A 26309-nucleotide genomic window follows, 5' to 3' on the forward strand; every position below is an offset into this window, starting at 1 on the left:
CATGAGCGCTTTTAAAACCATCTTGGAATTAAAGGTGCGCAAAAAGGACAAGGCGCAATCACAGCTTCGGGCCAAACGGTTGGTGTATGATCAGGCGGTGGAGGCCGTGCAAGCAGCGCAACGCAAACATCAGGACTTTGCCCGTTTTGTGGTGAGCGAACAGGATCGGCTCTATGACGAGATCGAACAGAAGCTGGTGCAGTTAGACGAAATTGACGAACTAAAAGAAAAAATATCAGACTTGAGGGCCCGCGAAAGCCAGTTGTTTTTGGCAATTGGGGAAGCGGAAAAAGAGAAGGAGGTTGCCGGCGAACGGGTGAAAGAAGCCCAGTTGGAGCTGGATGCCGCCATGATGAAAGTTTCAAAGTTTGAAGAACTTGTCGAAATTGAAAAGACAGAGGAATATTTGAAAGCGCAGGAGAAAGAGGACTTGGCACTGGAAGAGTTCCGTCCGATTGATCGTCTGTCTTTCTGAGAGAGTGGAAGCGATGAAATCAGTAGATAGTAATTATAGCACCCAAAACAGCCGCCCCGCCGATAGCCGCGCGAATGAGCAAACAAGACCATCGGAAGAAAACCAGCAGGACTTCCGCAGCGCCATGAAAAAACGCGGCGATGAAGGTCGAAAAGAAGGTGGACAAAACCCCGAACAGCAACAGCACGCGTCGCCCTTTAGCCCCGGTGCGGGTATTTTGGGTGGCATGAGCCGGGGCGTACAAGCGCCTCAGCAAGCGGCGGGGGCTGGTCAGGCCGGACAGTTGGGCGAATTGGCCCAGGAAATTGCCAGTCGGGTGATGGTCGCCAAAGGAGATGTAAACTCCCCCGGTGAGGTGCGTATCCAGTTAAAGGACGGGATGCTGCAAAATACCGAAGTCCGCGTCAGTGTGGTCGATGGTAAAACCCAGATCACATTTGTGTCAGGTAATGTGGATAGCGCTAATATGCTGCATCAGCGCAGCGGTGATATGCAGAATGAACTCAGCAAGCGGCTGGGTGATAACGTTGAAGTCAAGGTAATGTCTGACGACGAAGCGCGCCAAAGCGATCAGGATGGACAATCGCGCAACAAACAGCAGTATCATCCTGATGAGGACGACGACGGCGGCTTTTTATAAAAGACCGCCTTATACCTCGCCATTTTCGAGGGATTGAACCCAACGCAGGACTTCTGCCACGGGTTCAATCAGTTCTGCCGGGATCATCTGATCCATTTGACATTCGTTATTGAGCGCATGGGCCAGCGGGATATTCTGCATCACAGGGATGCCTTCTTCCTTGGCGATTTCCACCATGCGGCGCGCGATATGGTCTTTTCCTTTTGCCATAATGACGGGAAGGGGTGTTTCATCCTCGTCATAATAAAGACCAATGGCAATATGAACCGGGTTTGTCACAAGTACACTCGACTTTCTTACACGTTCTGAGGTGTCATGCATCAGCATTTCCTGATGCAATTGTTTACGTTGGCTCTTGATCATCGGATCGCCTTCTGACTCTTTATATTCGCGTTTGACCTCATCTTTGGACATTTTCAGCTTCTTGATGTGCTGGGTCTTTTCAAAGATGAAATCGGCCCCCGCGATCACGACAAAGACCGGGATGGAAAAAATCACGATCTGTTTTAACATGGCGCCGGTGACGGAAAAGACACATTCCAGACCACACCGTGGGGCTTGCAGTAAAGAAGGGATGTTTTCCACAATCACATAGGTCAGAATCACGATCAGAGTGACGATTTTGATGATGGACTTTAAAAACTCCATCAGGTTTTTAATGGAAAAAATGTTCTTCGCGTTGGTGGCCGGGCTGATTTTATTCAGCGCAGGCTTTGCTGCCTTGAAGGACATTAAAAAGCCGATTTGAAAATAGTTGGAGGCAAAGCCCAAGACGAAGACCAACAGGCAGAACGGGATGATGATGGCAAAGGCAATATCCTTCAGCAACGTAAAGACATAGCCGATCGCACTGGCACTATCTTCAAATTCATAGACGGCTGAAAACGCATTGAAAAATTGTTCGAACCGTTCAAAATACGTCGGCCCTTGGGCGATGAGGAACAGCAGCGTTGCACTCATCAGAACGGCAGACGGGATTTCTTTACTTTTGGCAACCTGACCGTCTTTGCGGGCATCACGAAGTTTTTTCGGGGTGGGGTTTTCCGTCTTTTCACTCATTGAAAGGCCCCTCCGACATTACCGATGAGGCTGCGATAGCCATCAAGGTAGCCCATCAGGTTTGTCACCAATAAAGGCAGATAGATAATCAGGACAAAAACGCCCATGGCACTTTTGACCGGCATGGCGAGAAAGAACACATTAAGCTGTGGTGCAAAGCGGCTGATCAGCGCCAGTGCCAGTTCTGCCAACATCATAGAGATAATAACGGGGGCTGTCATGACAACCACCAACCACATAAAACGATCAAGCAGCCCCAGATAAATATCGACCACATCGGGGCTAAAGCTGGGGAAAAACTCGGTGACGGGCCATGTGATATAGCTTGTGTAAATCAGGTCCAACAGAATTAGGAAACTGCCGCTTGCCAGGAAAAACGTGGTGTAGGCGCGGATGAACAATTGCCCCAACGGTGTCGTCTGTTCATTGGTCAGTGGGTCCATGCTGCTTGCCATTGATGCCCCGCGTTGGTTGTCGATATAAGCGCCGATGGCTTCTGCCGCCCAAAAGGTGATGACCAGCGGCAGGGACAATAAAAAGCCGACCATGACTTCTTTTAGGATGATGACGGTCAGGTTGGGCATGCCAAGTTCTGCCATTTTGACATTCAGCATAACTGGCGGGACCAGGACAATGGTCAGGCTGATCGCCATACCATTGCGCAGCATACCGGGCAAAAAGCCTTTCGCAAAGATCGGGAGTAAAGCCATCACGGTTAGAAAACGCGGAATGACCATCGCAAGGACGGTCAGAATGTGCTTTCCTTCGCTCAGCAAGTCAAACATCAGCCAATGTCTTTAAAGGAGTCAAAGATCATCAGGGTGAACTGGAAGAGCGTGTGACCAGCCCAGCCTGCGGTGGCAAAAATTGTCACGATCACCGCCAAGAGCTTGAGAATAAAGCCCAGCGTCTGTTCCTGAATTTGGGTCAGTGCCTGAAATAGGCTGACCAGCAAGCCGATGACAGTTGCCGCCAAAATAGGGGGCAAGGACAAGGTCAGGACGATCATCAGGGTCTGGGAGACCAAATTCATTGTATCGGTGTTATCCATGCGTCGTGCTCCTTTCGTCTATTGATAGGACAGGACAAGACCGTAGATCAGGCGGGTCCAGCCCTCTACAGCGACGAATAGAAACAGCTTGAACGGCAAGGAAATGGTCATGGGCGATACCATCATCATCCCCATTGCCAGCAGGATATTCGAGATAATCAAGTCAATGGCGATGAATGGCAGATAGAGCAAAAAGCCAATTTCAAACGCGGCCGTTAGTTCAGAAACCGTAAAGGCCGGGATCAGGATAAAATAGCTGTTCCGGTCAATTTGGGCGGCAAGCTCTTCCGGCCAGATTTTACGGGTGGTTTCCACAAAGAAATCCCGTGGCGCGTCATTGGCATGTTTGGCAAGAAACTGGCGTAAGGGTTCAGCCGCATTGGTCAACCGTTCCATGAGGATGGCGGGGTCGGTAAATTCCAAAGAGGTGGATTGCACGACTTGGTAAATTTGGTGACCAACGGGCGCCATGACATAGAGCGTTAGAATGATCGATAGACCATAAAGGGCCGAGTTGGGCGGAATCTGTTGAACCCCAAGGGCATTTCGAACCAGCGACAGGACAACGGCAAATTTAACGAACGAGGTCACCATGATGGCGATAAAAGGCAACAGCGCCAAAGCAGACATGGCCCCGATCAGGGTCATGGGGTTGGGTAATTCTGTCATCGGAAAATCAGACCCTTACCTTAGCGGTTCAGGCGCAGGATACGAACCCCGGCCTTGCCATCGATGTCGATCAGTTCGGCTTGCCCAACAGGCGTGCCGTTGATGGAGATGCGCACCAGTTGATCAAAGCTTTGTGGCAGTTCGACCACCGATCCTTCGACCAGATTTTGTACATCTTTCAGCGCCATTGAAAGTTCCCCCAGATCAAAGCGGACCTTGATTTCCGCATCACCCAAGGTCTGTTCATCCACGATCTTTTGGGCGGCTACCGGATTTCCCTCTTCAACCGAGGCATCTTGGCCGTCAGCGGTCGTGCTGTCTTGATCATCCGGTGTCGGGGCAGGCTGGCTTTGATTTTCTTCGTTGGTCATTTGGATATCCATTTGTTTAAACAGCAGTTTGTTGTCTTCAATGGTGGCGCCTAGCCATTGTCCGGCAAGGGGAAGGCGACAGTCCAGAGTGGTCGCAGTGCGCGAGATTTGACTGAGGAAAATATCGCCGATTTCCAAGTCTTCAATCTGGTTTAAGGACAAAGACATTTCATCAAGCACGATCGGGAAGGTGATCGTCATGGTGTCGTCCACCGGATAAAGCGGTAGGGGAATGTCTGGTAGGTCGGAGACAAGGGACAATGCAACGTTAAAGTCGCGGTGATCAGGATGGGAAATGGCGTAATAGTCAAACTGTCCGTTCAGGCTATCAACGTCAGCCAAGCGCACATCCTCAATGGCAATGGTGATGTTGAGGGCATTTTCCAACTGATGAAGGAACGGGGACAGGACGTTTTCTACACTGGCGCATTGCAAGCCTTCAGGTATGACGTAATCGGCGGGTAGGTCAAAATGGGCGCAGCCGATTTCTTGCACAAAGTTGCGATCCGCGAGAAGGATGAGATGGCTATCGCCCAGTTTTAAACTGATTTGGACCGCCTGTTCAAAGCTTGTGGAAGACGCCAGTTGATGGCGCGCGCCCAGAATGGTGCACAAACCCGCGACCAGTTTACTGGTTTTGTTCAGGTCTTGAATTTGGGAATAGGCGTAGTGTTTTAAACGCGCTGGATGGATGGTGTGATGTGATGTGTCCACGACTGCAATACTACCCTTATTGTCTGGCCTTTTTTCGTAAGTAACAGGGCGGGACAATAAGTTTCTTTTTTTTCATTTAATTGAGAAACTTTTTGTGATCAGCAGTGACTAATAAACGGTGGCGTGTTGCAGTTTGGCTGAAAAGCTGGATTTGACACGGCTTTTGTCCTGTTTGGTTTTTGTGAAACGTTGCGAAAAAAAATGCTTTTGACTGAAGTGAACGGAAATAATGAAAAGAAAAGCGGTATCCCTTTATGTCAGATTTGATCCTTAAAGTTCTCTCAGGCCCGAATGAGGGCGCGCGCGCTCGTCTTCACCCAAATGAAGAGGTTACGGTTGGCCGGGGTCTGGACTGTGATGTTATTTTCTCTGATCAGGGTTTGGCACCAACGCATATCCGATTGACATCGGATGGTCAGTCTGTGCGTTTGCTCCCCGTTGAAGGGGCTGCGCTTTATGTTGCAGATGACCTCCGGGAAGCCACACCGGAAAGCGGTGCGGTCAATTGCGCGCTTTTTAGTCCCATCAAAATTGCCGGGACGATCCTGATTGTTGCTCAAGGTGAAGAAGTAAGCTGGCCCCTTGTGGATCTTGAGATTTTTAGCGCCCCCAAACGTGAACCTATGGTGGATGAGGCGCGAGAAGAAGGGCAAGAGGGTGACGCGGCTCCCCTTGCGCAGGATGACCAAGCAGACGCTGTTTCTGAGGCGAGCGACCCAGTGAGTGAGGCACAGAAGGAAACAGATGAAGAGAGTGCGCCTGAACAGAGACGGTCGGGCAAAAAGATTTTGTTTTGGAGTGTTTCTGCTGGCGCCCTTGTGGTGTTGGGGCTTGTCTTTCTGTTTGTGACACGGGAACGCACGCCGGAGGTTGTGGTAACCCCGGATGAGAAAGTGGCTGATCTGTTGCAGCAGGTCGGCTTGGATAAAAGTGTCACGTTTGAATTTGATCGCAATGGTGTCCTGGCGTTAACCGGCTTTGTGAAAACATCGGCGGACATGCTGGATTTGCGGTATCTTTTTTCTGATCAGGGATATGCGCCGCGTATGAATATCGCAGTCCTGAACTTGCAGGCCAATTCCGTTAAAACCTTGTTGAGCCGCATGGACGTCAACTGGCATGTGCAAGGGAATGTGGACAGCGGGGAAATAGAACTTCAGGGCTATGTCCCCAATGAAGTTCTGCAAAATCAGATTGTCGCTGTCTTACAACGGGACTTACCGCAGTTGCGCCCACTTGATCTGCAATTGATCACGGCAGACGCGATCAAAACGGAGTTGGAGGCAAAGATCAACGCGTTGAAGCTGAGCTTACCGCTTCAAACAGTCTTGCATCACGAAAATAACATACCGCGTCGCATGGTTGTGAGCGGTGAGGTGGAGCCTGCGGAAAAAACACGCCTGATGGAGGCGATGCAAACTTTTAAGCAGACGTTGTTTAGCGCGGATCCGTGGGGTGCCACAATTGAAAGCCAGTTGGATATCCAGTCTCAGGTGACGGATAAAGTTGCGAAAGCGGTTGCCCCCCCGCCACTTGTCGTGGTGGAAAAACGTGTCCAACCCGTTGTGGCAAAGACCGTGCCGTCCCCCCGTCGATTTGGTTTTAGCGGGATGATTTATGGGGATGTCGCGGTCGCGATCGGCAGCAATGGAAAGACCTATAGCGTTGGGGACACATTGCCAAACGGGTATGTGATCACGCGTATTTCCGACAAGGGGGTCGGGACGCAGCAGGGATCAAAGAATAAATTTTATCAAATTGGAAAGGAATGAGCCAAATGAACGAAGACGCGATGGCCTTGTCTGAAATGCAGGAAAAACTGGACAGTGATGCCGATAAAACCGTGGTCAATGACTTGATGGCACGTCTTGGGGCTATGGACGAAGCCGCAAAAAAGCAGATTGATGGCGGCCTGAAGCCGGACGATTTTGCAAGAATGGAAAAATTTCGGGCAGCAATTGCGGCTGCAGGTGAAACTTTTCAGTCCTATTGGGTTACTAAGAATACATAAGCCAATATTCTAAAGGAGAGCCGATATGAGCTTTGATATGAAATCCATGAGCAGCAACCTGAACAGTGTTGTGACTCAGAAGGCAAATGAACTGGAAACATTGTCCAAAAACCCTAACGGTCTGGATGATACGGCCCATATGCTGGAAATGCAGCAAGCCATGCAGAAATGGAGCATGTCCATCAACCTTCAATCTACGATGATGAAGAGTTATGGCGATGCGGTGAAATCCATCATTCAGAACATGCGTTAAACTAACAGGCCTCTTGTCGCCAAGGGGATAATAATAAAGGGGAGAGGCGTTGAAGTCGTCACTACGTAACAGTTTTACTGTGGTTGGTATGTCCGTTTTGCTGGCATCCTGTTCCGGATCTTGGGACCCATGGAAGATGGATGGGTCAAGCTATGATCGTGTCTTCACCGAAATGCAGGAGAAGACGAACGAGGATCAGGCAAGAGAGCAGGCAAAAGCCGAACAGGAAGCAAAGAACGCAGAAAGCGAACCCCCTGTACGTGAAAGTGATGACTTTTATGTGGGCGAGGTTGCCAATGCCGAATTGTATGCGGGATTGGGTACAGAGCCGAAAAAACTATCTTTTCGTTTCTCGAACGCCCGTATCTCCGATGTTGCCGCTGCCGTAATCGGTGAAGTGCTGCAACAGTCCTTTGTTATTTCACCGGATGTAACCGGGCGCATCGATCTGAGTGCCGGCGGCACCATGAGCGAGGTCGAACTCGTGAAGTTGTTGCGAGAAAGATTATCGGTTGCTGGTGTGGTGCTGGATCGATCTGATGATGTGTTTATCGTCAATGTGAAAGACAGTCTGGTCCCTCTGGGGGAGCAGATGAAGGCCTTTTCGGTGATCCCCATCGTAAACACCGAACCGGAAAACGTTGCCCGTTTGTTGCAACAGGCTTTTCCGGGTATTACCAAGGTCACGGTTGATGCTGATCGTGGGTTGCTTTTTGTCTGGGGACCGAAAGACAGTCGCCAGCGGGTGATCGAGTCCGCAAAATATTTTGATACCAACATGCTGACGGGGCGTCGCTTGATGGTTGTGCCGCTTAATCACACCGAAGCGGGGCGTATGATGGCCGAATTGGCCCAAATCTACCCGCAAGGTCAGGCCGGATCCGCGATCAATTACGCGCCATTACCGCGGTTGAATGCGATTTTGTTGACCGGTCGCTCTGAGCAGATGATCCAGAAATTGCGCCAGATCGTGCGTGATCTTGATCGACCGGCCCATAAAGGGCGGGGGCTCTATGTTATCGAGCTGCAGAATGCGGAAGCGGGTGTTATTGCGGATCAGCTGAACCAGTTGGGCTGGGGCGGCACCCGCGCAGCACCGGCAGAGGGTGATGGGGGGCAATCAGCCCCGCAGGTGGACTCGACGGTGGTCGCGGTGCCGAGCAAGCACGCAAACTCCCTGTTGATCCGCGCCACGCTGGAAGATTATCAGGAAATTTATGAAGCGGTTCAGAAGCTGGATTCAAAACCCATTCAAATCATGATTGAAGCGACCATTATCGAAGTGTCGTTGAATGACCGGTTGCAGTTTGGGGTGCAGTCTTTGTTTGAGGGCCTCGCGGAGGGCAAAGTCAGTCTTGGTTTTTCCAATGCGACGACTGGGGCGGTTGGGGCCACGTATCCTGGCTTTAACGCTATCCTGAACAATACAGGCAATGTCCAGTCGGTGATCAATGCGTTACGCGCTGTGACCGATATTCGGGTGTTGTCGCGTCCTAAACTGATCGTGGCAAATAATCATGAAGCCAGTTTGCAGGTGGGCGACGAAGTCCCGGTGACAGTCAGGGAAGTGCAGGATACGACAAATCCAAATGCGCCGACGGTGACAAGTGTTGAATATCAGCCGACCGGGGTGATCCTGAAAGTGACACCTTATGCCAACAAAAGCGGCAAGGTGACTTTGAATATTACGCAAGAAGTGTCTCGGGTGTCGTCCCTGTCCAACACATCATCTCTGACGCCGACGTTATCAAAACGCATTATCGACACACAGATCGATGTGAAATCCGGTCAGACCGCTGTGTTGGGTGGTTTGATTTCTGAGCAAGATACTGTGACCAATAACCGTTTGCCGATCCTTGGGGATCTGCCGTTAATCGGGCCGTTGTTTGGGTCGAGTGACAGGTTGAACAGCAGTACAGAGCTGGTGGTGTTCCTCAATCCGCGTGTCTTCACAACGGAGCAGGAAGGTCAGGACATTACAGACGAACTGATGGACACGTTGCGCACAATTTGGAAGGAGCGCGAGGGATAAGTCTCTCTTGAGCTTTTAGAGGTACGCAGAATGAGTATTAACATAGTTTCAGGACAAAGCGCGATTGCCACTGCCAATAATGCAGGTAACGCCGCTATGTCCCCGCAAGCACAAGCTGGTAGTCGCGGTGGGGAAGGGGTGAAAATCCAAATTTCCGCACAGTCACTGGCGGCTGACATGCAAGAAGAAATCGGCGCGGCCTTTTCGGAACGTGCGGAGAAAAAACAGGGTAAAAAACGTTCTCTCAAGCCGGATAATGCAGAGCTGGCAAAACGGGTTGAGCAGGTTAAAAAGATTGACGATTATCTCAATAAACTCCCTGATCTGAAAAACCGTAAAGATGAAATTTCGGACATTACCCAGCGGTCGCGTCAGCAAAGCTTTTCCAGTAAGGACGAGTTGCTGGATTATCTGAAAAATGAACTGTCCAAACATGAAGACCCTGATCCGGTGCAGGTCTATGCGGTGCTGGAACATATCTCCCACACGTTGGATGATAGCGATAGCGAGCAACTGCGCAGCATTGTTGAAGAGGCAACCAACAGCTATCTGGCGGAAAACGGGCGTGAAATTCACTCTGGGATGATCATTTCAGAAAGTGCAGCACTTTATGCCAGTGAAGCGCTGGGCAGCATGGTTGATCTGCGTAACCTCTATATGGCAGAGGTCGCTGCAGATGCGGGTATCGGTCACACGTTTTGTTCCATCATGGAAAAATATGGCGAAAAAGGCTTTACGGATGCTGTGGAATATCTCATTCGTGCCGCTGGTGCCGATATGTCGTCCATGTCATCCAATGTGGATAAAAATCAGCAAAAAGCCGTGATTGATAATCTCTACCAGTTGGAAGTGGTCAAAACGACCTATGATCAGGCAAGCGTGTCGGTGAAACGCCTTGAAGGGTTTTATAGTGGTGTGCCGGAAAATGCGGCCTTCAAGATTATGCAAGGCACGTTTGAGGCTGTGGATCGTCCGTTTAGCGTTTCCGCCAACCAGATCACAAAACTGGCTGACTCGGTTTTATCCTCTCCCATCGAAGGGAAAATTGCGGTCTTGCGCGAAGTCAGGACGGTTCTGTCGAACCTGCCTCTGCGCACCTATTCGCAGGATACGCAAGAAGCGATCCGTAATAAGGACCGGATTATGGATAGTGTCGTTGAAGCGCAGGACATCGCTGACGAGATCGAGCAAGATATGCTGGAGAATGAATAATGTTTTTTGATGATCTGTTAACACGATTTGGCGAAAGCATGGGCATAGAGGGACTTCGGTTCGACGAAAATAACCTCTGTGAATTTGAATTTGAACGTCTGGGGACTCTCCAGTTGGAGAAAGCAGAAGATCACATCACTGTGGCGCTGTCTCAGACTTATGACCGGTTTAAACCGGATATGGCACGCAAAGCACTGGCCCAAAGCCATTTTGACACCATCTTTCGTCATCCGGTGAGATCCGGTCTGTCGAAAGATGAACGGCTGATCTTTTTTGTCCGTCTGGACCAAAGTCAGGCCGATCTCAGTATCCTTGAACAGGTGCTGGATGAATTGTCAGAACGGTTCCGCCAGTTGGCGGCGTGATTAGGAGGATGTCTTATGGCTATTCAAAATAACGCTCCGATTATTAACTTTGACCGCGGGATTGGTCGGATCGGCAATCAGGGGGTGCAGGAAACGCTGGGCGATCAGCGCAAAACCAAGCTGGCCCCGTCCGAAGCCAACACATCGGGTATGGTGTCGCGACTGCAAAATGCACCGACCCTGAGTTCCCAGACCCGAATGGCGGTGATGCCGTTTATCAGTGATCGTGAAATTCTGTCGCCGCATAAGTTTGAGGCAGAACTTAAAAACGCGATGAAGGCGCTGGACCAGATGGGAAATCATGAAGCTCTTGGCGAGATGAAGGCCGCGATTGAAGATCATCAGAACCTTCAGGAAGCCTTGCAGTATTTCCGTGAAATGTTGTTTGCAGGATAAGATCAAGGATGACGAAACGAAAGTCGGAGCCTGCGCTCTCAAATAATTCCTGGGATGCCTTGATGGTGTTGGCCTTTTTCCTGATCGATGCTCAGCGTGCTGAAAAGGCGCTGTCGATCTTAAAAGGGATGCATCATATCAACGATCAGGACGCGCAGGTTCATAAGCTGTTGGCCTATGGTCATTTTCAAAATGGCGATGGTGCGCAAGCTCTGTTTCATATTGATCAGGTCTACAAGCTGAGTGACGAGAAAGAAGATATCGACGGGCTGGAAATTCTGCGCGCGCGTGCCCTTGCGTCCCAAGGCGAACTCCAAAAAGCACAAGACATTCTGGAAAGGATCAACAAAGGCTGATCCCTTTGGTGGAAAAGATTTATGGATAAAATACTCGGCCTTTTAGTGCTTATGTCCAAGCGGACTGACATCGCGCTTGCGGTGTTGTTGATGGCGATCATCTTTATGATGATCCTGCCGATGCCGACGCTGGTGGTGGATACGTTGATTGCCACCAATATGACTTTGTCCGTTATCCTGTTGATGGTGGCGGTCTATTTGCCGTCACCGCTTGGGTTTACGTCTTTTCCGGCGGTATTGTTGATTACAACGCTGTTTCGATTGGCGCTGTCGATCACCACAACCCGTTTGATCCTGTTGCAAGCTGATGCGGGTGCGATCGTTGAAACGTTTGGTAACTTTGTGGTGCAGGGAAACCTGATCGTTGGTCTGGTTATCTTTTTGATCATCACGATCGTCCAGTTTATCGTAATCACCAAAGGCTCTGAACGTGTCGCAGAAGTCGGCGCGCGTTTTTCCCTTGATGCGATGCCGGGTAAGCAGATGTCCATTGATGGGGATATGCGCGCCGGCACCATTGATATGAAAGAGGCCAAGCGCCGCCGTTCCATGGTGGAGAAAGAAAGCCAGCTTTACGGCGCCATGGACGGTGCCATGAAGTTTGTGAAGGGCGATGCGATCGCGGGCCTGATTATCATCTTCGTCAACATCTTGGGTGGTGTCTCCATCGGGGCCATGCAGCGCGGGATGGAAATTAGCGATGCCTTGCAGGTCTATTCTATCCTGACGATTGGTGATGGTCTTGTCTCCCAAATTCCGGCTCTGTTGATCTCCATTACTGCGGGGATCATTGTAACCCGCATTAGTGACGATGATGTGGAAAACGCAAACCTTGGGTCCGACATTACCGGACAAGTGTTTGGTCATCATCGCGCTTTGTTGGTCGCCTCTGCGATTTTGGTGGGTTTTGGGTTTATTCCGGGTTTTCCGACCACGATCTTTTTGATCCTTGCAGCCCTTGTCGGCGGCGGTGGCGTGATGCTCAATAAATTTCAGTCCGGCAAATTTGGCAAGAAAGAGGGTGGGGACGACGAAGAGGGCGGATTGGCCATCGTCGCGGAAGAGGATTACAACGAAAATCTGGATTCTAAAGCATCTGCGGCAGAACTGACCCTGACCACACCGTTGATTATTGATGTCAGTAGTGACGGACGAAGTTCGATCAATGATAAAAAGCTGAATAACGAGCTGATCCGGCTGCGGCGCGCGCTCTATTTTGATTTGGGCGTCCCGTTCCCTGAAATTTACCTGCGCTTTAACCAGAATTTGGCCCCGGGTAGTTATACTATTTTGATCAACGAAGTCCCGACCTGTCAGGGTAAAATCCTGGCGGGTAAATTGCTGTCACGCGAAAAGGTGGACGATCTCGCCATGTTGAATATCGAGGTGGAGAAGGGCGAGAAGTTCCTGCCCAACCTTGAGACGCTTTGGGTGGATGCAAAACATAAGGACCGCATGGATGCCATGGGCTATTCTTACATGGAAGGTGCGACCATCCTGACCTATCACTTGTCGTATGTTCTTAAACAGCATGCAGAAGAATTTATCGGTATTCAGGAAACCAAGCGCCTGATTGATACGTTTGAAAGTGAATATGGGGAACTGATCAAGGAAGCACAGCGCGTCTTGCCGATCCAGAAGATCAACGAGATTTTAAAACGTCTGGTGAGCGAAGATGTTTCTATTCGGAACCTGCGAACGATCTTTGAAGCCTTAATCGAATGGGGCCAGAAGGAAAAAGACACCGTCTTGTTGGTGGAATATGTCCGTGGCTCCTTAAGCCGCCATATCTGTCATAAGTATAAGACATCACAGAATATCTTGCCGTCTTATATGTTTACGCCGGATGTGGAAGATACTATCCGTAACGAAATCCGCCAGACCTCAACGGGGAGCTATCTTGCCCTTGATCCGGCGGCGGTGCGCAAGCTGGTGACGAACTTGAAGGAAACGGTTGGGGACTTATCTGCCCAGCCTCATCAGCCGGTTCTGCTGACCTCAATGGATATCCGCCGATATGTCCGCAAGATGATTGAGGCGGAACTGTACGAGTTGCCGGTCCTGTCCTATCAAGAGCTGGCCAAGGACGTGAATATTCAGCCTTTGGGTCGTGTAACACTGTAAGCAAACCGTAAAGCTGTTTTAAAGCGTTGAAACAAAGGCACGAGAGGAGCGATCTTCTCGTGCCTTTTTCTATGAGGGGACGCAGGCCCTATTACCTATAGGCAGAGATGGCGTATAGAGGTTGTTCAACTTCATGAAGCTGTGTGGGCAGGGCAGGGGAAGGGGGCCTTGATCAATGTCGGGCTGCTGAGAACCTGAGAGGTAAGGTCAAGGTTCAGATCAAGGGCAAAAGAAAAAAGCAATGCTCTCCGCTTATCAGGACAGATCTCTGCGTACTCTCTTCAAGCGGCAGAAGGAGCAGGGGGGAAGAGGAAAGGAAACATAAAAAAATGGCCTCCCTGGTGAGGGAGGCCATTGGTAGGCGGCTTTACTGTAGACGGTCCGGCTTATGCGCGGATTTCGTCGTAGAAGGCTCTTAACATATTGATGTTGCCTTCGGTTGCAACTTCAGGATCAAGCCCGTGACGTTGCACAAGTTGCTCAACTGCCTCTTCTGGGGTTGAGTCGGATACAGCGGCGTTAAACATCTGTTGAACGTGCTGAACCACGCGTGCAGCCCCCATCCCAAATTCATTCAGGAACTCTGGGTCTTTAATGAAGGCAGGCATGACGTTGCGCAGGATAAAGGCATCATTGGTAACGGTATCTGCCGTATCAACGCCATATTTAGCACGCAAAGCACTGCCTTCACCATCTTGGAGGTTCTGAATACCCGTCATCAGCTGTTTGAACTGATCTGGCAGATCATCGGTACTGCGCAGGATTTTATTCAAAATCGTTTGCTCAAGTTGTGGTCCCGTCATTTCAAGGGCGCCCGGGTGGTCGAAAACGGCTTGTTTTACCTCATCGATCCAGTCTTGAACCATCGCTTTGACATGTGCGGAGGCGACCCAAGACGCGGGGTTATCCGTTCTCAATAAGTTGCCACTGTTATAATCAACAGTATTTTGTTGATCTTCCAACAAGGCAAGGACGATATTGTTCATTTGAACATGGCTGAGGCCACAGGCAACTTTGGCAATCTGGAAGACGTCGTCACGTTCTTCGCGAGATTTCAAATTCCCGTTTGCTGTTGTGAGCTGGTCCTTTAAAGTGGCTGCAATTGTCTGGTCATCGGCATTTTGGACAGCGGCAAATGCATCTTGAATTTCAAGAGTTTTGAAGTCCGGTGTGTCTGCAAAGCCGATATGGACTTCTGCACCTTTACGCACAACGCCATAGTCGTTACCTACATTGTCTTCTTGACGGAAGTCATTACACCCGTCAAGTGCGGCATCTACTGCGGCTCTCAGGGCGTTCAGGTCTGCTGTGTAGTCTGTCCCGTTGATGGTGATCTGATTGCCCGTCAGGTCATCCAGAAGATCCAACGCACCTGAAATTTCATAAAGTTGTGCCTCGATATGGCCTAGACCATATTTTTGACCTTGTTTGATGAAAGCTTCGCCCGCATTTTCATTTGGATCATTCGGGTTGGTTAACAGGTTCATGGCGTTGCTGAACGGCTGGAAGACGATGTCACGCTGCGCATCTTTGTTGATATGCTCGCGGTGCATTTGGAAGTTTCCGCCATCCGGCGCAGCAAAACGTGTGGAGATAAAGCTGGTGCAATGCTGGAACTGGCGACCGATGGATTTAAACGCATTTAGGACACGTGTCCCTGTGCTGGTGCCTTCATCGCCGTGATGAGCAAGCCCACGAAAGACCGGTGGCATCCCTGAACCTTCGATTTTAACAAACAGGTCCGGCTGGCCCCCATTCGGATCATTCAGTTTATCAAAGCAAATCGCGCCTTTTTTGGACGGCATACGGCTCTCGAAATCTTCAATGCCACGCTGTGTCGCATGACCATGATTGATCGGGCTCGCGGAACGTTCGTTGAAGTGAGTCGAAATACGGTCATAAGCCGTTGGTGCGGAACTTAAGAAGTTATAGACCTTGTTGCCGGGATCTTTCATCAACATGGATCCGCTGCCGATCAAGCTATCATCGCCATCAGCGCCGGCTTTTGCCATCATATACCATGACAGAGCCAATGTTGTATGGGTGTTGGAACGTACGTTGACGTCCTGCCCGCCCTGTTGGATATCGTAGGAACCATCGGCATTTGGTCGTGAGTGCTGGATCGCGGACATGATCTTTTCACCGGTGTTGATCAGGTCGCGCACATCTTGTTGAGAGAGGGGAGAGCCGATATCTTGGCGATAGGCATCCATGCGGGCGTCCAGACCCGGCGCGGTTTGCAACAGACCATGCGGGGATGGGGTGTTGAGCTGCGCAACGGTCGGGTTGGCATTCATCGGTACCGGTGGGGACGGGCGGAAGAAGGCGCCGATCCGATCAAAGAAGTTGGTGATGGAATTTTTGATCTGGCTAAAGATGCCCGGTGCGTTACCTGCCCCAATATTGTGACCTTGCAAAGCGCCGCCCGGTGGGGCTGGCTGCATGTTGACACCGCCATTATTGGCGTTCTGGGCGTTTTGTGCCCCTTGTGCGCCTTGACCTACGTTTTGAACGCCGCCGTTCCCGGGTGGGATCAAAGGTTGATAGAGGCCTGGGTTATTTATGATCGGATTTACCATGGGGTTACTCCTAATTTGCGTATTCTGCGGGGATTAACCGCGAATGAACTGATCTGGACGGGAGGCGGAGGAAGATGGGGCAGCAGGTGCATCAAGGTTAGCGAAGAATTGCTCATCCATATCGCCATCAGTGTTGACGTCGTTTTCGCGCCAGTTTTCCAGTGAAGCACGCCAGAACTCGGCCACATCCACAAAGCCCTTGATGATGTCGGCTAGTTTTTCCGGCTCTAGGGCATGGTTTGGTACGGCAAAGCTCAGGATCACGTTGTCCGTTTCTTCATGAACCCCAAGTGTGCTGCCGCCAGTCCCTTTAAAGACAACGTTGGCAGACAGCAGGTATTTATAAACGGTGCCGCGTGCGTTAACCGGAACCTGTCCCAAATCAGCCACCAGCAGAAGAGAGTCACCTTCCGCGTCGGCTTCATGGACAAATTCAATGGAAATTTTGTCGACGATCAGGACGTGATATTTCAAAAAATCGTCGATTGCCGCAAGGTTAACGTGTTTCGCAAATTCGGTTAAGATTGCTTCAAATTGGCTCATGATTTACTCACCTGTTTAACTGAAATGATATGTGCTAGCCAGCATGTTGGCTCTGATAGGTAAGTGACTTTTGAGGCCAAATAGTTTCACAAAATTTCAAATATAGGGTGTGCGAAAGTATCTGAGGAAGTTCAAAGCTGCTCAGTAAAAGGTGTTTTGTAAATGGATGTCGTATTTAAGCGGGGGGCTATTTTCTAAAGAAGACAGAAGCCAACCAGCCGGCGATCAAGGCGATTAAGACCGCGATGACACCATAAGCCAGGCTATGGCGTTGGGCAAAATCATAGATTCGTGCTTCCATCCCGATTTTAGAGACGATGATCGGTGTAATCTGGGAATGGACGACTTCTTGGTCCTGTACCAGATAGATGTAAACAAGGTATGTGCCGACAGGGACGTTGGCCGGAAACTCGATATCTGCGCGGAACAGCCGTTTGCCCAAAAGCACCACATTAGATGCTGCCGCGTCATAGAGACCATCGCGTTGTTTCGATCGGATCAAGGCTTGCCAGAAAGCCTCCTTCTTCTCGTCATCCACATTGATGTGGGACGGCGCAAGATAGGGTTTTAGGTGTTGAGCACCCAGTTCTAGGCGGGCTTTGGTTTCCTCATTGACGATGGTGTCCACGTCACCTGTACTGGCAATTTTAAAGAAAGCAGGGGTGTTGCTAAAGGCAACCTGTTCTTTGTTGGCCCAAATGCCCATCATGCGGCCTTTTTTGCGCACCACTTCGCGATTGGAGGGGCCACGGACGGTAATGATCACATCTCCTTTGCCGGAGATGGAGCCAAACAGCAGGATTTTTGAACCGCTAAAGCCGGTATCAATGGCGACAAGATCGTCATCAAGTGCGGCGACGATCTCATTGGGATCCATATTGGCATTGGCTTGGGTAGCAAGATTTACGCCGTAGAAAATCAGGAGCAGTGAGAGAAGCTGTTTCATGATAATTAGTGCCCTCCGCCCGTTCCGAGACTAAACAAATCGCTGGGGGTCAGGATCAGGTCGATCCCTAGCTTGACGCAGACCGCCAAGACCATCAGGGCCAACAGAACGCGCAGTTGCTCGGCTTGTAACTTCATCCCAACACGTGCGCCAAATTGTGCACCAATGACCCCGCCGATAAGCAACAGCAGGGCGAGCACAATATCAACCGTCTGGTTGGTCGCCGCTTGAAGGATGGTTACGTTTGCAGTTACGAAAATGATTTGGAATAAAGATGTACCGACAACAACCGATGTCGGCATACCCAAAAGATAGATCATCGCAGGGACCATGATGAAGCCGCCGCCAACGCCCATGATCGCTGCCAGAATCCCCACAACGACGCCTACACCGATCGGGAGAAGGGCGCTGATATAGAGCTTGGAGCGACGAAAACGCATTTTAAAGGGCAGCTTATGTTGCCAGCCGGAATGGTCTTTACGTTTATGCGCGCCGCCACTGCCGACATAGCCTTTGTGCTTGCGGATAATGGCGCGCGTGCTTTCAAAAAACATCAATCCGCCAATAACGGATAGAAAAACCACGTAGGACAGGCGGATGACCAGATCAATCTGACCGGAGGCCGTCAGTGCAGAAAATAGCCAGACACCACTGGTTGAACCGATCACCCCGCCGACCAGCAACATGATCCCCATCTTGAAATCAACGTTTTTACGCCGGGTGTGGGCAATAACGCCCGAAACACTGGAGGCGACAATCTGGTTCGCTTCCGTCGCAACTGCAACGGTTGGTGGAATGCCGATAAAGATTAAAAGCGGTGTCATCAAAAAGCCACCGCCGACACCAAACATACCGGATAAAAAACCGACAACGCCACCCATTCCCAACAAGAGAAAGATGTTGACGGAGATCTCGGCGATTGGAAGGTAGATGTTCATGCGTTTTGCGGCCTGGACATTCGGGTGGTGCTATTGATCTGTAAGCATATGCAATATATCTATTTTTAAGCTATTCCAAACATAAGAGCAACCTTATTGAGTTAAGGTGCAAGATAAACTGTGCAAGTGCAAAAATACATACACTTTAGCGTGTTGTATGTACATTAAAAAGGTCTTCTGGCTGTATTGTCAGGCCAAGGCCGATCTTGAAACAAACCAGCAGGACAATGAGCGCCAGCAGGAGTCTGATTTGTTCACCTTGTAATTTCATGGCGGCACGGGCACCGAATTGTGCGCCAACAACTCCGCCAATCAATAGGATAAGTGCAAGTACAATGTCTACGGTCTGATTGGTTGCCGCCTGCAGGATGGTGACATTTGCGGTGACAAAGATGATCTGAAATAAAGACGTGCCGATGACAATGTTTGTCGGCATGCCCAATAGATAGATCATGGCGGGCACCATGATGAAGCCACCACCAACGCCCATGATCGCCACCAGAATCCCGACAATTAATCCAACCCCGATGGGAAGGAGAGCACTGATATAGAGTTTAGAGCGCCGAAATCTGGTTTTAAACGGCAAGCCATGCTGCCAGCCGGAATGGTCGCGCCGCTTGTGGGCCGTCCCGTAGGTGGTTAGGCCTTTACGCAGCCGAATGATGGCACGAACACTTTCGAAAAACATCAATCCGCCAATGGAGGAAAGCAGGACCACGTAAGACAGTTTAATGACCAGATCAATCTGTCCCAGTTGTTGCAGCAGGGTAAAGAGCCAGACACCCACGACGGAGCCGATAATACCGCCGACCAGTAGCATATACCCCATTTTAAAATCGACGTTTTTACGCCGCATATGGGCGATCACACCGGAGATGGAGGACGCAACGATCTGGTTGGATTGGGTGGCAACAGCAATGGGCGCAGGCACCCCGATTAAGATCAGCAACGGCGTAAGCAAAAAGCCACCGCCGACCCCGAATAGTCCGGACAGAAAGCCGACACCACCGCCCATTGCCAACAATAGAAAAAAATTGACCGATGTTTCAGCAATGGGAAGATAAACATTCATAGCAGCAGCCGACCTGAAATTACGGGGCGAGCTTTGATATATATACACTCCGTCAGGCGTTGTGAAGCGCTTTCCAAGCAAACAAGAGGGTAAAAATTAGAGTTCGTTAGACATTTTTAGCAGGGACACCTTGATGCGCTGCAAGTCTTTTGCCACGGTTTCCCAGACGATCCTGGGGTCAACATCGAAATATTCATGGGCAAGAAAGTTCCGCATATGGCGCAGGTTTTCCCAAGGAATCGTGGGGTAGTGCTTTCTGATTTTGTTCGGGACATGGTGGGTTGCTTCGCCCACGATTTCCAGATTGCGAATGACAGCATCAATGGTGCGGTTGTCCGATAGAAAATCCTGTCGGGTCATGCCTTGTACATAGCCTTCAATTTTCCCGATGGCGAAGATCATCTGGTGAAGGTGAAAGGTCCAGCGTTCGGCCTCTTGCGGCTTAGTCATGATAGACGACCTCATGCAAAACCTTATCTTTTAGTTCTGGACACAGCATTTCATGGGTTGCCAGATCCACACGACGGGCTAAAGCACTTTCCAGCAGGAGATGGAGCTCCGCCAATTGCAGGAGTCCCGGTGTCTCGATAAATTCCACCAGCAGATCAATGTCACTTTCCGGTCGCGCCGTATCACGGGCGAAGGAACCAAAAATACCGATGCGTTTTACCCCAAAGGGCTTCAAATCCTGTTCGAGGTTTTTCAGTTTAACAAAGATATCTTCTTTACATTTCATGGCCTTGCCCTACATGGCTGTGTGACTATTTCAAATAGGTTTTGAGATATTTACCGGTATAACTTTCTTCAACAGTGCAGATGCTTTCCGGTGTGCCCGCCGCGACAATCCGGCCGCCTTTTGATCCCCCTTCCGGGCCAATATCAATAATATGGTCGGCGGTCTTGATGACTTCCAGATTATGTTCAATCACCACAACGGTGTTGCCTTGTTCGACCAAGACATGCAGGACTTCCAGCAGCTTTTTAACATCATCAAAATGTAGGCCCGTTGTCGGTTCGTCCAGAATATAGATGGTCTTTCCGGTTGCACGTTTGGATAGTTCCTTGGCGAGCTTGACCCGCTGGGCCTCCCCCCCGGATAGGGTAGTGGCTTGTTGGCCTAAACGCACATAGCCCAGACCGACTTTTTCCAGCGTGACCATCTTGTCGCGAATGGTCGGCACGGCCTTAAAGAAGTCCACCGCTTCTTCAACCGTCATATCCAGTACATCTGCAATGGACTTGCCGCGGAATTTGACTTCCAGTGTTTCGCGGTTATAGCGATGGCCCTTACAGACGTCACATTGCACGTATACATCGGGCAGGAAGTGCATTTCAATTTTGATTACCCCATCGCCCTGACAGGCCTCACAGCGTCCGCCTTTGACGTTGAAGGAGAAACGACCAGGTTTGTAGCCACGGGTTTTTGCTTCAGGCAGGGCGGCAAACCAATCGCGAATGGGGGAGAAGGCGCCTGTGTAGGTCGCCGGGTTGGAGCGCGGTGTACGCCCGATCGGGGATTGGTCGATATCAACGATTTTGTCGATAAATTCGACGCCTTCCAGTTTTTTATGTTCTCCCGGATGTAGGCGCGCGCCATGGAGCTTTTTCGCAAGCGCTTTATAGAGTGTCTCGATGACGAGGGAGGATTTACCGCCACCGGAGACACCGGTGACGCAGGTGAAGGTGCCCAGCGGAATTTCTGCATTAACGTTTTGCAGATTGTTGACGGTTGCACCTTTAATCTTGATGGATTGGCCTTTGCGCCCTTTGCGGCGGGTGGCCGGGACGTCGATCTGTTGCATGCCGGTGAGATATTGGCCGGTCAAACTGTCGGGGTTGGCCATCACTTCGTCCGGTGTGCCTTGGGCAACGACGGTGCCGCCATGGACGCCGGCGCGCGGTCCCATGTCGATCAGATAATCGGCGCTGCGAATGGCGTCTTCATCATGTTCAACAACAATGACGGTATTGTCGAGATCGCGCAGACGCACCAAGGTTTCCAACAGTCGGTCATTGTCACGTTGATGCAGGCCGATGGAGGGCTCATCCAAGACATATAACACGCCGGTCAGGCCGGAGCCGATTTGGGAGGCAAGACGAATTCGCTGACTTTCCCCACCTGATAAGGTACCGGATGAGCGAGACAGTGTCAGATACTCCAGCCCCACGTTGACGAGAAATCCAAGGCGCTCATTAATTTCGCGCAGGATACGGTAGGCGATTTCCTGTTGTTTTTTACTGAGTTTGCTTTCCAGTCCCGCATACCATTTTGCCGCTTCATCGATGGAAAAGGCAGTGACTTCGCTAATATGCAACCCGTCGATTTTAACCGCGAGGGCTTCGGGGCGCAAACGATGCCCGCCGCAATCGGAACATCCCGTTACCGTCTGGTATTTGGACAGTTCATCACGCACCCACGAGCTGTCGGTTTCACGCCAGCGGCGTTCCATGTTCGGGATCACGCCTTCAAATGGTTTTGTCACCTGATAGGATCGTTTGCCGTCGTTGTAGGCAATCGTGATCTCGTCTTTACCGGAGCCGTAAAGCACTGTGTCCTGCATTTCTTTGGGCAGTTTGTTGAACGGTTTTTCAATGTCGACGTTGAAATGTGCCGCGATCGCTTTCAGGGTTTGACCATAATAAACGCTGGAAGAATTGGCCCAAGGCGCAACCGCATCTTTTAGGGGCAGGGCTTCGTCTGGCACCACGAGTTGCGGGTCGAAATACATTTCTGTGCCCAAACCGTCACAGCTGGGACAGGCACCAAAGGGGTTGTTGAAGGAAAACAGGCGGGGTTCAATTTCATCAATGGTGAAGCCAGACACCGGACAGGCAAATTTCGCAGAAAAGGTGTGACGCTCCCCGGATTTGGCATCTTCAGCAAACAGCAAGCCGTCGGCAAGTTCAAGCGCGGTTTCAATACTGTCGGCAAGGCGGCTTTCCACCCCTTCGCGTAGGACAAGGCGGTCAACAACCACCTCGATATCATGTTTGATCTTTTTATTGAGGGCGGGGACTTCATCCACATCGTAAAGGTCGCCATCCACCTTGACCCGTTGAAAGCCCTTTTTTTGCAGCTCCAGAAACTCTTTGCGATATTCACCTTTGCGACCCCGCACGATCGGGGCGAGGATATAAAGCCGCGTACCTTCTTCCAAGTCCATGATCCGGTCCACCATCTGGGAGACGGTCTGGCTTTCAATCGGCAGGCCTGTGGCGGGGGAGTGGGGGACACCAACGCGCGCCCACAAAAGACGCATGTAGTCATAAATCTCGGTGACCGTCCCGACTGTGGAACGCGGGTTTTTAGAGGTCGTCTTTTGCTCAATGGAAATGGCGGGGGACAGACCTTCAATATGATCCACATCCGGCTTTTGCATCAGTTCCAGGAACTGGCGGGCATAAGCAGAGAGAGATTCTACATAGCGGCGCTGACCTTCGGCATAGATTGTGTCAAACGCCAGAGAAGACTTCCCCGAACCGGATAGACCGGTAATGACTGTTAATGAATTTTTGGGAATATCGACATCGACATTCTGTAAGTTATGTTCACGCGCACCGCGTACCTGAATTTCATCAACACTCATAAGACAACTCAAAAAAGATCAAAAGGAGAACATTTAAGAGCTAAAGAGATAGTGTGGTGAGGCTGAAATGTAAAGCTAAAAGCCGAAAAAACGCTTTCGGGTCTGTTGATAATCACCACTGGCTTTTAGGGCGGCGAGCCCGGTATTAAAGTCCGTGAGCAATTTTAAACCGTCGGGCAAAGTACGAGAAACGATAATGTGATGATCATTAATCGAGATTGGCGGCGTAAGAATAAGCGACTTTTCGATATCATACTCATTCATTTTCGAGATCGTGTGGCGGTACTGATCAATATTGACGGCGAATAGATCAATCCGACCATTGTAAAGCAGGTGAATCCCCTGTTCTTCGTTATCGACGAACTCTTTCTTCAGGTAGGTTGCGGTCGTGAATTCCGGCGAGTAGGCCCATTTACGTCCCGCCGCAATGCGGTAGGGGGCCAGATCTTTCAAGTCATTATAGTAAGGGGTGCGGATATTGCTGCGTAAGCCGATAAAAACCATCCGGGTTGTATTCAGGGGCGCTGAAAAATGAAAAAGTTCGGCACGTTCGGGGGAGTAGAATGCACTGAGCAAACCGTCGGCACGACCTGTTTCAGCCTCTTTGATCGCACGGGGCCAAGGATGAAAAGTGATCGTGATGTCATGACCAGCTTTTGCAAAGGCTTGACGGGCGATATCTACAAGAAAGCCGCCTTTCGGGTGATCCGGGTCGGTAAAGGGTTTAAAGGTGGCCGTCACCAGATGAAAGGTCTTGGCCTTGGCTTGAAGAGGGGCCAATGAGAGCGTCAGGCATAGAAGGCAGATAAGTCTTCGTAATAAAATCATTTTTCAGTCTGTCACGGTTCGTGATGATTGTAAGAGAGTACGGGATGGGGATGAAATATCCAAACATAAATTAGGGACTTTGTGAAAAAGAGGGGAAATAATGGACTCGCTTTGGAGCGATATTGATTGTATTGTCGCGCCTCAAATAATCAATTCTATGAATACAAGGAGTTCTTATGGCCGGTTCGGTTAACAAGGTGATTTTGGTGGGCAATTTGGGACGCGACCCTGAAGTGCGCTTTACAAATGACGGGTCAAAAATCGTCAATATGTCCATCGCGACTTCCGAGTCGTGGAAGGACCGCCAGTCAGGGGAACGCCGTGAACGTACCGAATGGCATCGCGTCGTCGTGTTTAACGAAAGACTGGCTGATGTGGCGGAACGTTTCCTGCGCAAAGGATCGACAATCTATCTTGAAGGTGCGTTGCAGACCCGTAAATGGACAGATCAAAGCGGTGTTGAAAAATACACAACCGAGATCGTGTTGCAGCGTTATCGCGGTGAATTGACCATGTTGGGTGGTCGCGGCGGCGAAGGCGGCGGCGGCGGATACGGCGGTGATGATTACGGTCAATCCGGCGGCGGTTATGGCGGTGGTGCAGATCCAAGCGGTGGCAGCACAGGTCCTGAATGGAATTCTGGTGGCGGCCAACAGTCCGGCGGCGGTATTCCAGGTGGTGATCTGGACGACGAAATCCCCTTCTAGGATTTAAAATTCGATTTAGAGGCCCGAACATATTGTTTCGGGCCTTTTTTTGTGCTTTGAATTGAAAATCATATAGAACTGAAAGTCTTGGGGTTGGGATGTTTAAGGTAAAAAAAATGGTCTTGGCGCTGCTGGTCGTAGTCGGGATGTCGGGCCAAGGGGTGGCGCAGGATGTGAAGGTGGGCGTTACAGTAGACTCCCGCCCCTTTTCCTATGTGGATGAGCAAGGCAACCATATTGGCTTCAATGTCGATATGGCCCGAGAAATTTGCGCTCGTTTGAACGCGACCTGCACCTTTGTTTTTGAAGAATATTCTCATCTCTTGCCCAAAGTGCATGCGGGGGAGCTTGATTTTGCCTTGCCCAACATGTTGAAGACGCCGGAGCGGGAGAAGCTGGCGGGCTTTACCAAAGCTTATTGGCGTTCCACCAGCAGTTATGTGGGGCCTGTGGATCTTAGTTTCGGAAATGTCGATAAGGTCTTGTTGCGTGAAAAAATCTGTGCGATCGAAAAAACCAAGCAAATAGCCTATCTTCGCCAAAAGATGGGGGGAGCAGTTCATCAGCTTGTGGTGAATACCACGACTAAGGAAAATCTTGAAAGTATGGTGGCCGGCAAGTGTCGTATTCTGTTAATGCCGACAATGCAGTCGTTATCTTTTTTACAATCCGATGAGGGCCGTGGCTTTGGCTATCTGGGGGAACCGATTTTTGGGAAAGGTCTGGGCGGGGATGTCCATATGATCGTGCGGCCTGATCGCCCCGATTTATTGAAAGTTATTGATGTGGCACTGGAAAGCATGATTGCGGATGGGACGCACATGGCGATTACAAAAAGGTATTTTCCGTTTAAAATGCTCTAGTTTTTACTTGAGTTTTTAGGCATTTCTCCCACATCATAAGGTATGAACAGACAGCTCGTTAGATATATTTATCTCGCTATTGGCGGGATCTTTACGACGCTTGGCTTTATCGGTGCCTTTTTACCGGTTTTGCCGACGACGCCTTTTTTGTTGGTGGCTGTTTGGGCGTTTAGTAAAAGCTCCCCGCGCCTGAAAGTCTGGTTGCACACGCACCCCCGGTTTGGGCACCATATCGAAAGCTGGTTCAATGAGGGGGCGATTTCAAAAAAGGCCAAGATCGCTTCAGTTAGCTTGATGGGCGTGTCACTCGGATTCTCTGTGCTTTTAAGTGATAATATATATGTGCCAATAGCCCTTTCTGTGCTGATGGTTGCAATTGCAACCTTTATTTTGACGCGGCCTACACCGTCTTCTTCGCCTGTAGAAACAACCGAAGCTGCTTGATATTTTCTCCTAAAAATATGCTGTAAGGCGCAGGATACTGCCATTTCATAGATATAGACTGAGCTTCATAATAA

General features: G+C 50.3%; 28 protein-coding genes. 14 read left to right on the forward strand and 14 right to left on the reverse strand.

What is annotated here, in order from left to right:
- Window position 1: 1 nt before the first annotated feature.
- Window positions 2-475, forward strand: a complete 474-nt coding sequence (sctO, locus tag Q397_RS0113430; protein WP_038013955.1) for a type III secretion system stalk subunit SctO — start codon at window positions 2-4, stop codon at window positions 473-475.
- A gap of 13 nt (window positions 476-488) precedes the next feature.
- A complete protein-coding gene (locus Q397_RS0113435; protein WP_028879855.1) occupies window positions 489-1115 on the forward strand; it encodes a type III secretion HpaP family protein in 627 nt (208 codons plus the stop codon).
- A 9-nt stretch (window positions 1116-1124) separates the two neighbouring features.
- Here Q397_RS0113435 and sctU read toward each other — a convergent pair whose 3' ends face one another.
- Genes sctU through Q397_RS0113460 form a run of 5 tightly spaced genes read right to left on the reverse strand, consistent with a single transcriptional unit; the run spans window position 1125 to window position 4979 of the window.
- Window positions 1125-2174 carry a type III secretion system export apparatus subunit SctU gene (gene sctU / locus Q397_RS0113440; RefSeq protein WP_028879856.1) on the reverse strand — a complete coding sequence of 350 codons (1050 nt, stop codon included), beginning with the start codon at window positions 2172-2174 and terminating at the stop codon, window positions 1125-1127.
- On the reverse strand, window positions 2171-2959 hold the full coding sequence (gene sctT / locus Q397_RS0113445) for a type III secretion system export apparatus subunit SctT (RefSeq protein ID WP_028879857.1): 789 nt from the start codon (window positions 2957-2959) through the stop codon (window positions 2171-2173). Before sctT ends, sctU begins: the two co-directional genes overlap by 4 nt.
- Window positions 2959-3225, reverse strand: a complete 267-nt coding sequence (sctS, locus tag Q397_RS0113450; protein ID WP_028879858.1) for a type III secretion system export apparatus subunit SctS — start codon at window positions 3223-3225, stop codon at window positions 2959-2961. The genes sctT and sctS overlap by 1 nt, the downstream gene beginning before the upstream one ends.
- An 18-nt stretch (window positions 3226-3243) precedes the next feature.
- The gene (sctR, locus tag Q397_RS0113455) at window positions 3244-3894 is read right to left on the reverse strand and encodes a type III secretion system export apparatus subunit SctR (RefSeq protein ID WP_028879859.1); all 651 of its coding nucleotides are present in this window, start codon (window positions 3892-3894) and stop codon (window positions 3244-3246) included.
- A gap of 20 nt (window positions 3895-3914) precedes the next feature.
- Window positions 3915-4979 (reverse strand): FliM/FliN family flagellar motor switch protein, encoded by a 1065-nt coding sequence (locus Q397_RS0113460; RefSeq protein ID WP_028879860.1) that lies wholly within the window; start codon window positions 4977-4979, stop codon window positions 3915-3917.
- Window positions 4980-5233: 254 nt separating this feature from the next.
- On the opposite strand from Q397_RS0113460, the gene sctD reads away from it, so the two are divergent.
- From sctD to sctV, 9 genes are read left to right on the forward strand one after another with little or no spacing between them, the layout of a single operon-like run.
- Window positions 5234-6751, forward strand: a complete 1518-nt coding sequence (sctD, locus tag Q397_RS0113465) for a type III secretion system inner membrane ring subunit SctD (RefSeq protein ID WP_028879861.1) — start codon at window positions 5234-5236, stop codon at window positions 6749-6751.
- Window positions 6752-6756: 5 nt separating this feature from the next.
- On the forward strand, window positions 6757-6990 hold the full coding sequence (locus Q397_RS0113470) for a hypothetical protein (RefSeq protein ID WP_028879862.1): 234 nt from the start codon (window positions 6757-6759) through the stop codon (window positions 6988-6990).
- Between the two features lie 25 nt (window positions 6991-7015).
- Complete coding sequence (sctF, locus tag Q397_RS0113475) at window positions 7016-7243, forward strand: type III secretion system needle filament subunit SctF (RefSeq protein WP_028879863.1); 228 nt, start codon at window positions 7016-7018, stop codon at window positions 7241-7243.
- A 49-nt stretch (window positions 7244-7292) separates the two neighbouring features.
- A complete protein-coding gene (locus Q397_RS24265; RefSeq protein WP_156950726.1) occupies window positions 7293-9275 on the forward strand; it encodes a secretin N-terminal domain-containing protein in 1983 nt (660 codons plus the stop codon).
- Window positions 9276-9305: 30 nt separating this feature from the next.
- Entirely contained in the window at window positions 9306-10487 is a 1182-nt protein-coding gene (locus Q397_RS0113485; protein WP_028879864.1) for an HrpJ domain-containing protein, read from the forward strand.
- Entirely contained in the window at window positions 10487-10852 is a 366-nt protein-coding gene (locus Q397_RS0113490) for a CesT family type III secretion system chaperone (protein WP_028879865.1), read from the forward strand. The genes Q397_RS0113485 and Q397_RS0113490 overlap by 1 nt, the downstream gene beginning before the upstream one ends.
- A gap of 15 nt (window positions 10853-10867) precedes the next feature.
- On the forward strand, window positions 10868-11248 hold the full coding sequence (gene sctX / locus Q397_RS0113495; protein WP_028879866.1) for a type III secretion apparatus assembly protein SctX: 381 nt from the start codon (window positions 10868-10870) through the stop codon (window positions 11246-11248).
- A gap of 8 nt (window positions 11249-11256) precedes the next feature.
- A complete protein-coding gene (locus Q397_RS0113500; RefSeq protein WP_028879867.1) occupies window positions 11257-11604 on the forward strand; it encodes a tetratricopeptide repeat protein in 348 nt (115 codons plus the stop codon).
- A 21-nt stretch (window positions 11605-11625) separates the two neighbouring features.
- A complete protein-coding gene (gene sctV, locus Q397_RS0113505) occupies window positions 11626-13728 on the forward strand; it encodes a type III secretion system export apparatus subunit SctV (RefSeq protein ID WP_028879868.1) in 2103 nt (700 codons plus the stop codon).
- Between the two features lie 386 nt (window positions 13729-14114).
- Here sctV and Q397_RS0113510 read toward each other — a convergent pair whose 3' ends face one another.
- The 9 genes from Q397_RS0113510 to Q397_RS0113550 all read right to left on the reverse strand — a co-directional run bounded on the left by Q397_RS0113510 (window position 14115) and on the right by Q397_RS0113550 (window position 24173).
- Window positions 14115-16307: a hypothetical protein gene (locus Q397_RS0113510; protein WP_028879869.1), complete on the reverse strand. Its 2193-nt coding sequence runs from the start codon at window positions 16305-16307 to the stop codon at window positions 14115-14117.
- A gap of 33 nt (window positions 16308-16340) precedes the next feature.
- Window positions 16341-16850, reverse strand: coding sequence for a CesT family type III secretion system chaperone (locus tag Q397_RS0113515; protein WP_028879870.1), 510 nt, complete (start codon window positions 16848-16850; stop codon window positions 16341-16343).
- Between the two features lie 187 nt (window positions 16851-17037).
- Complete coding sequence (locus tag Q397_RS0113520) at window positions 17038-17796, reverse strand: TIGR02186 family protein (protein WP_028879871.1); 759 nt, start codon at window positions 17794-17796, stop codon at window positions 17038-17040.
- 5 nt (window positions 17797-17801) lie between these two features.
- On the reverse strand, window positions 17802-18734 hold the full coding sequence (locus Q397_RS0113525) for a sulfite exporter TauE/SafE family protein (protein WP_028879872.1): 933 nt from the start codon (window positions 18732-18734) through the stop codon (window positions 17802-17804).
- A gap of 145 nt (window positions 18735-18879) precedes the next feature.
- Window positions 18880-19806, reverse strand: coding sequence for a sulfite exporter TauE/SafE family protein (locus Q397_RS0113530; RefSeq protein ID WP_028879873.1), 927 nt, complete (start codon window positions 19804-19806; stop codon window positions 18880-18882).
- A 96-nt stretch (window positions 19807-19902) separates the two neighbouring features.
- Window positions 19903-20256, reverse strand: coding sequence for a HepT-like ribonuclease domain-containing protein (locus Q397_RS0113535; RefSeq protein ID WP_028879874.1), 354 nt, complete (start codon window positions 20254-20256; stop codon window positions 19903-19905).
- Window positions 20249-20542 (reverse strand): nucleotidyltransferase family protein, encoded by a 294-nt coding sequence (locus Q397_RS0113540; RefSeq protein WP_028879875.1) that lies wholly within the window; start codon window positions 20540-20542, stop codon window positions 20249-20251. Before Q397_RS0113540 ends, Q397_RS0113535 begins: the two co-directional genes overlap by 8 nt.
- A 25-nt stretch (window positions 20543-20567) precedes the next feature.
- Window positions 20568-23393, reverse strand: coding sequence for an excinuclease ABC subunit UvrA (gene uvrA, locus Q397_RS0113545; RefSeq protein WP_028879876.1), 2826 nt, complete (start codon window positions 23391-23393; stop codon window positions 20568-20570).
- 75 nt (window positions 23394-23468) lie between these two features.
- The gene (locus Q397_RS0113550; RefSeq protein ID WP_028879877.1) at window positions 23469-24173 is read right to left on the reverse strand and encodes a substrate-binding periplasmic protein; all 705 of its coding nucleotides are present in this window, start codon (window positions 24171-24173) and stop codon (window positions 23469-23471) included.
- A gap of 224 nt (window positions 24174-24397) precedes the next feature.
- On the opposite strand from Q397_RS0113550, the gene ssb reads away from it, so the two are divergent.
- The 3 genes from ssb to Q397_RS22565 all read left to right on the forward strand — a co-directional run bounded on the left by ssb (window position 24398) and on the right by Q397_RS22565 (window position 26235).
- The gene (gene ssb / locus Q397_RS0113555; protein ID WP_028879878.1) at window positions 24398-24928 is read left to right on the forward strand and encodes a single-stranded DNA-binding protein; all 531 of its coding nucleotides are present in this window, start codon (window positions 24398-24400) and stop codon (window positions 24926-24928) included.
- A 98-nt stretch (window positions 24929-25026) separates the two neighbouring features.
- Complete coding sequence (locus tag Q397_RS0113560) at window positions 25027-25791, forward strand: substrate-binding periplasmic protein (protein ID WP_028879879.1); 765 nt, start codon at window positions 25027-25029, stop codon at window positions 25789-25791.
- A gap of 42 nt (window positions 25792-25833) precedes the next feature.
- A complete protein-coding gene (locus Q397_RS22565; RefSeq protein ID WP_038013957.1) occupies window positions 25834-26235 on the forward strand; it encodes a YbaN family protein in 402 nt (133 codons plus the stop codon).
- Window positions 26236-26309: the final 74 nt, after the last annotated feature.

It is taken from the genome of Terasakiella pusilla DSM 6293, from assembly GCF_000688235.1.
Lineage (GTDB): Bacteria > Pseudomonadota > Alphaproteobacteria > Rhodospirillales > Terasakiellaceae > Terasakiella > Terasakiella pusilla.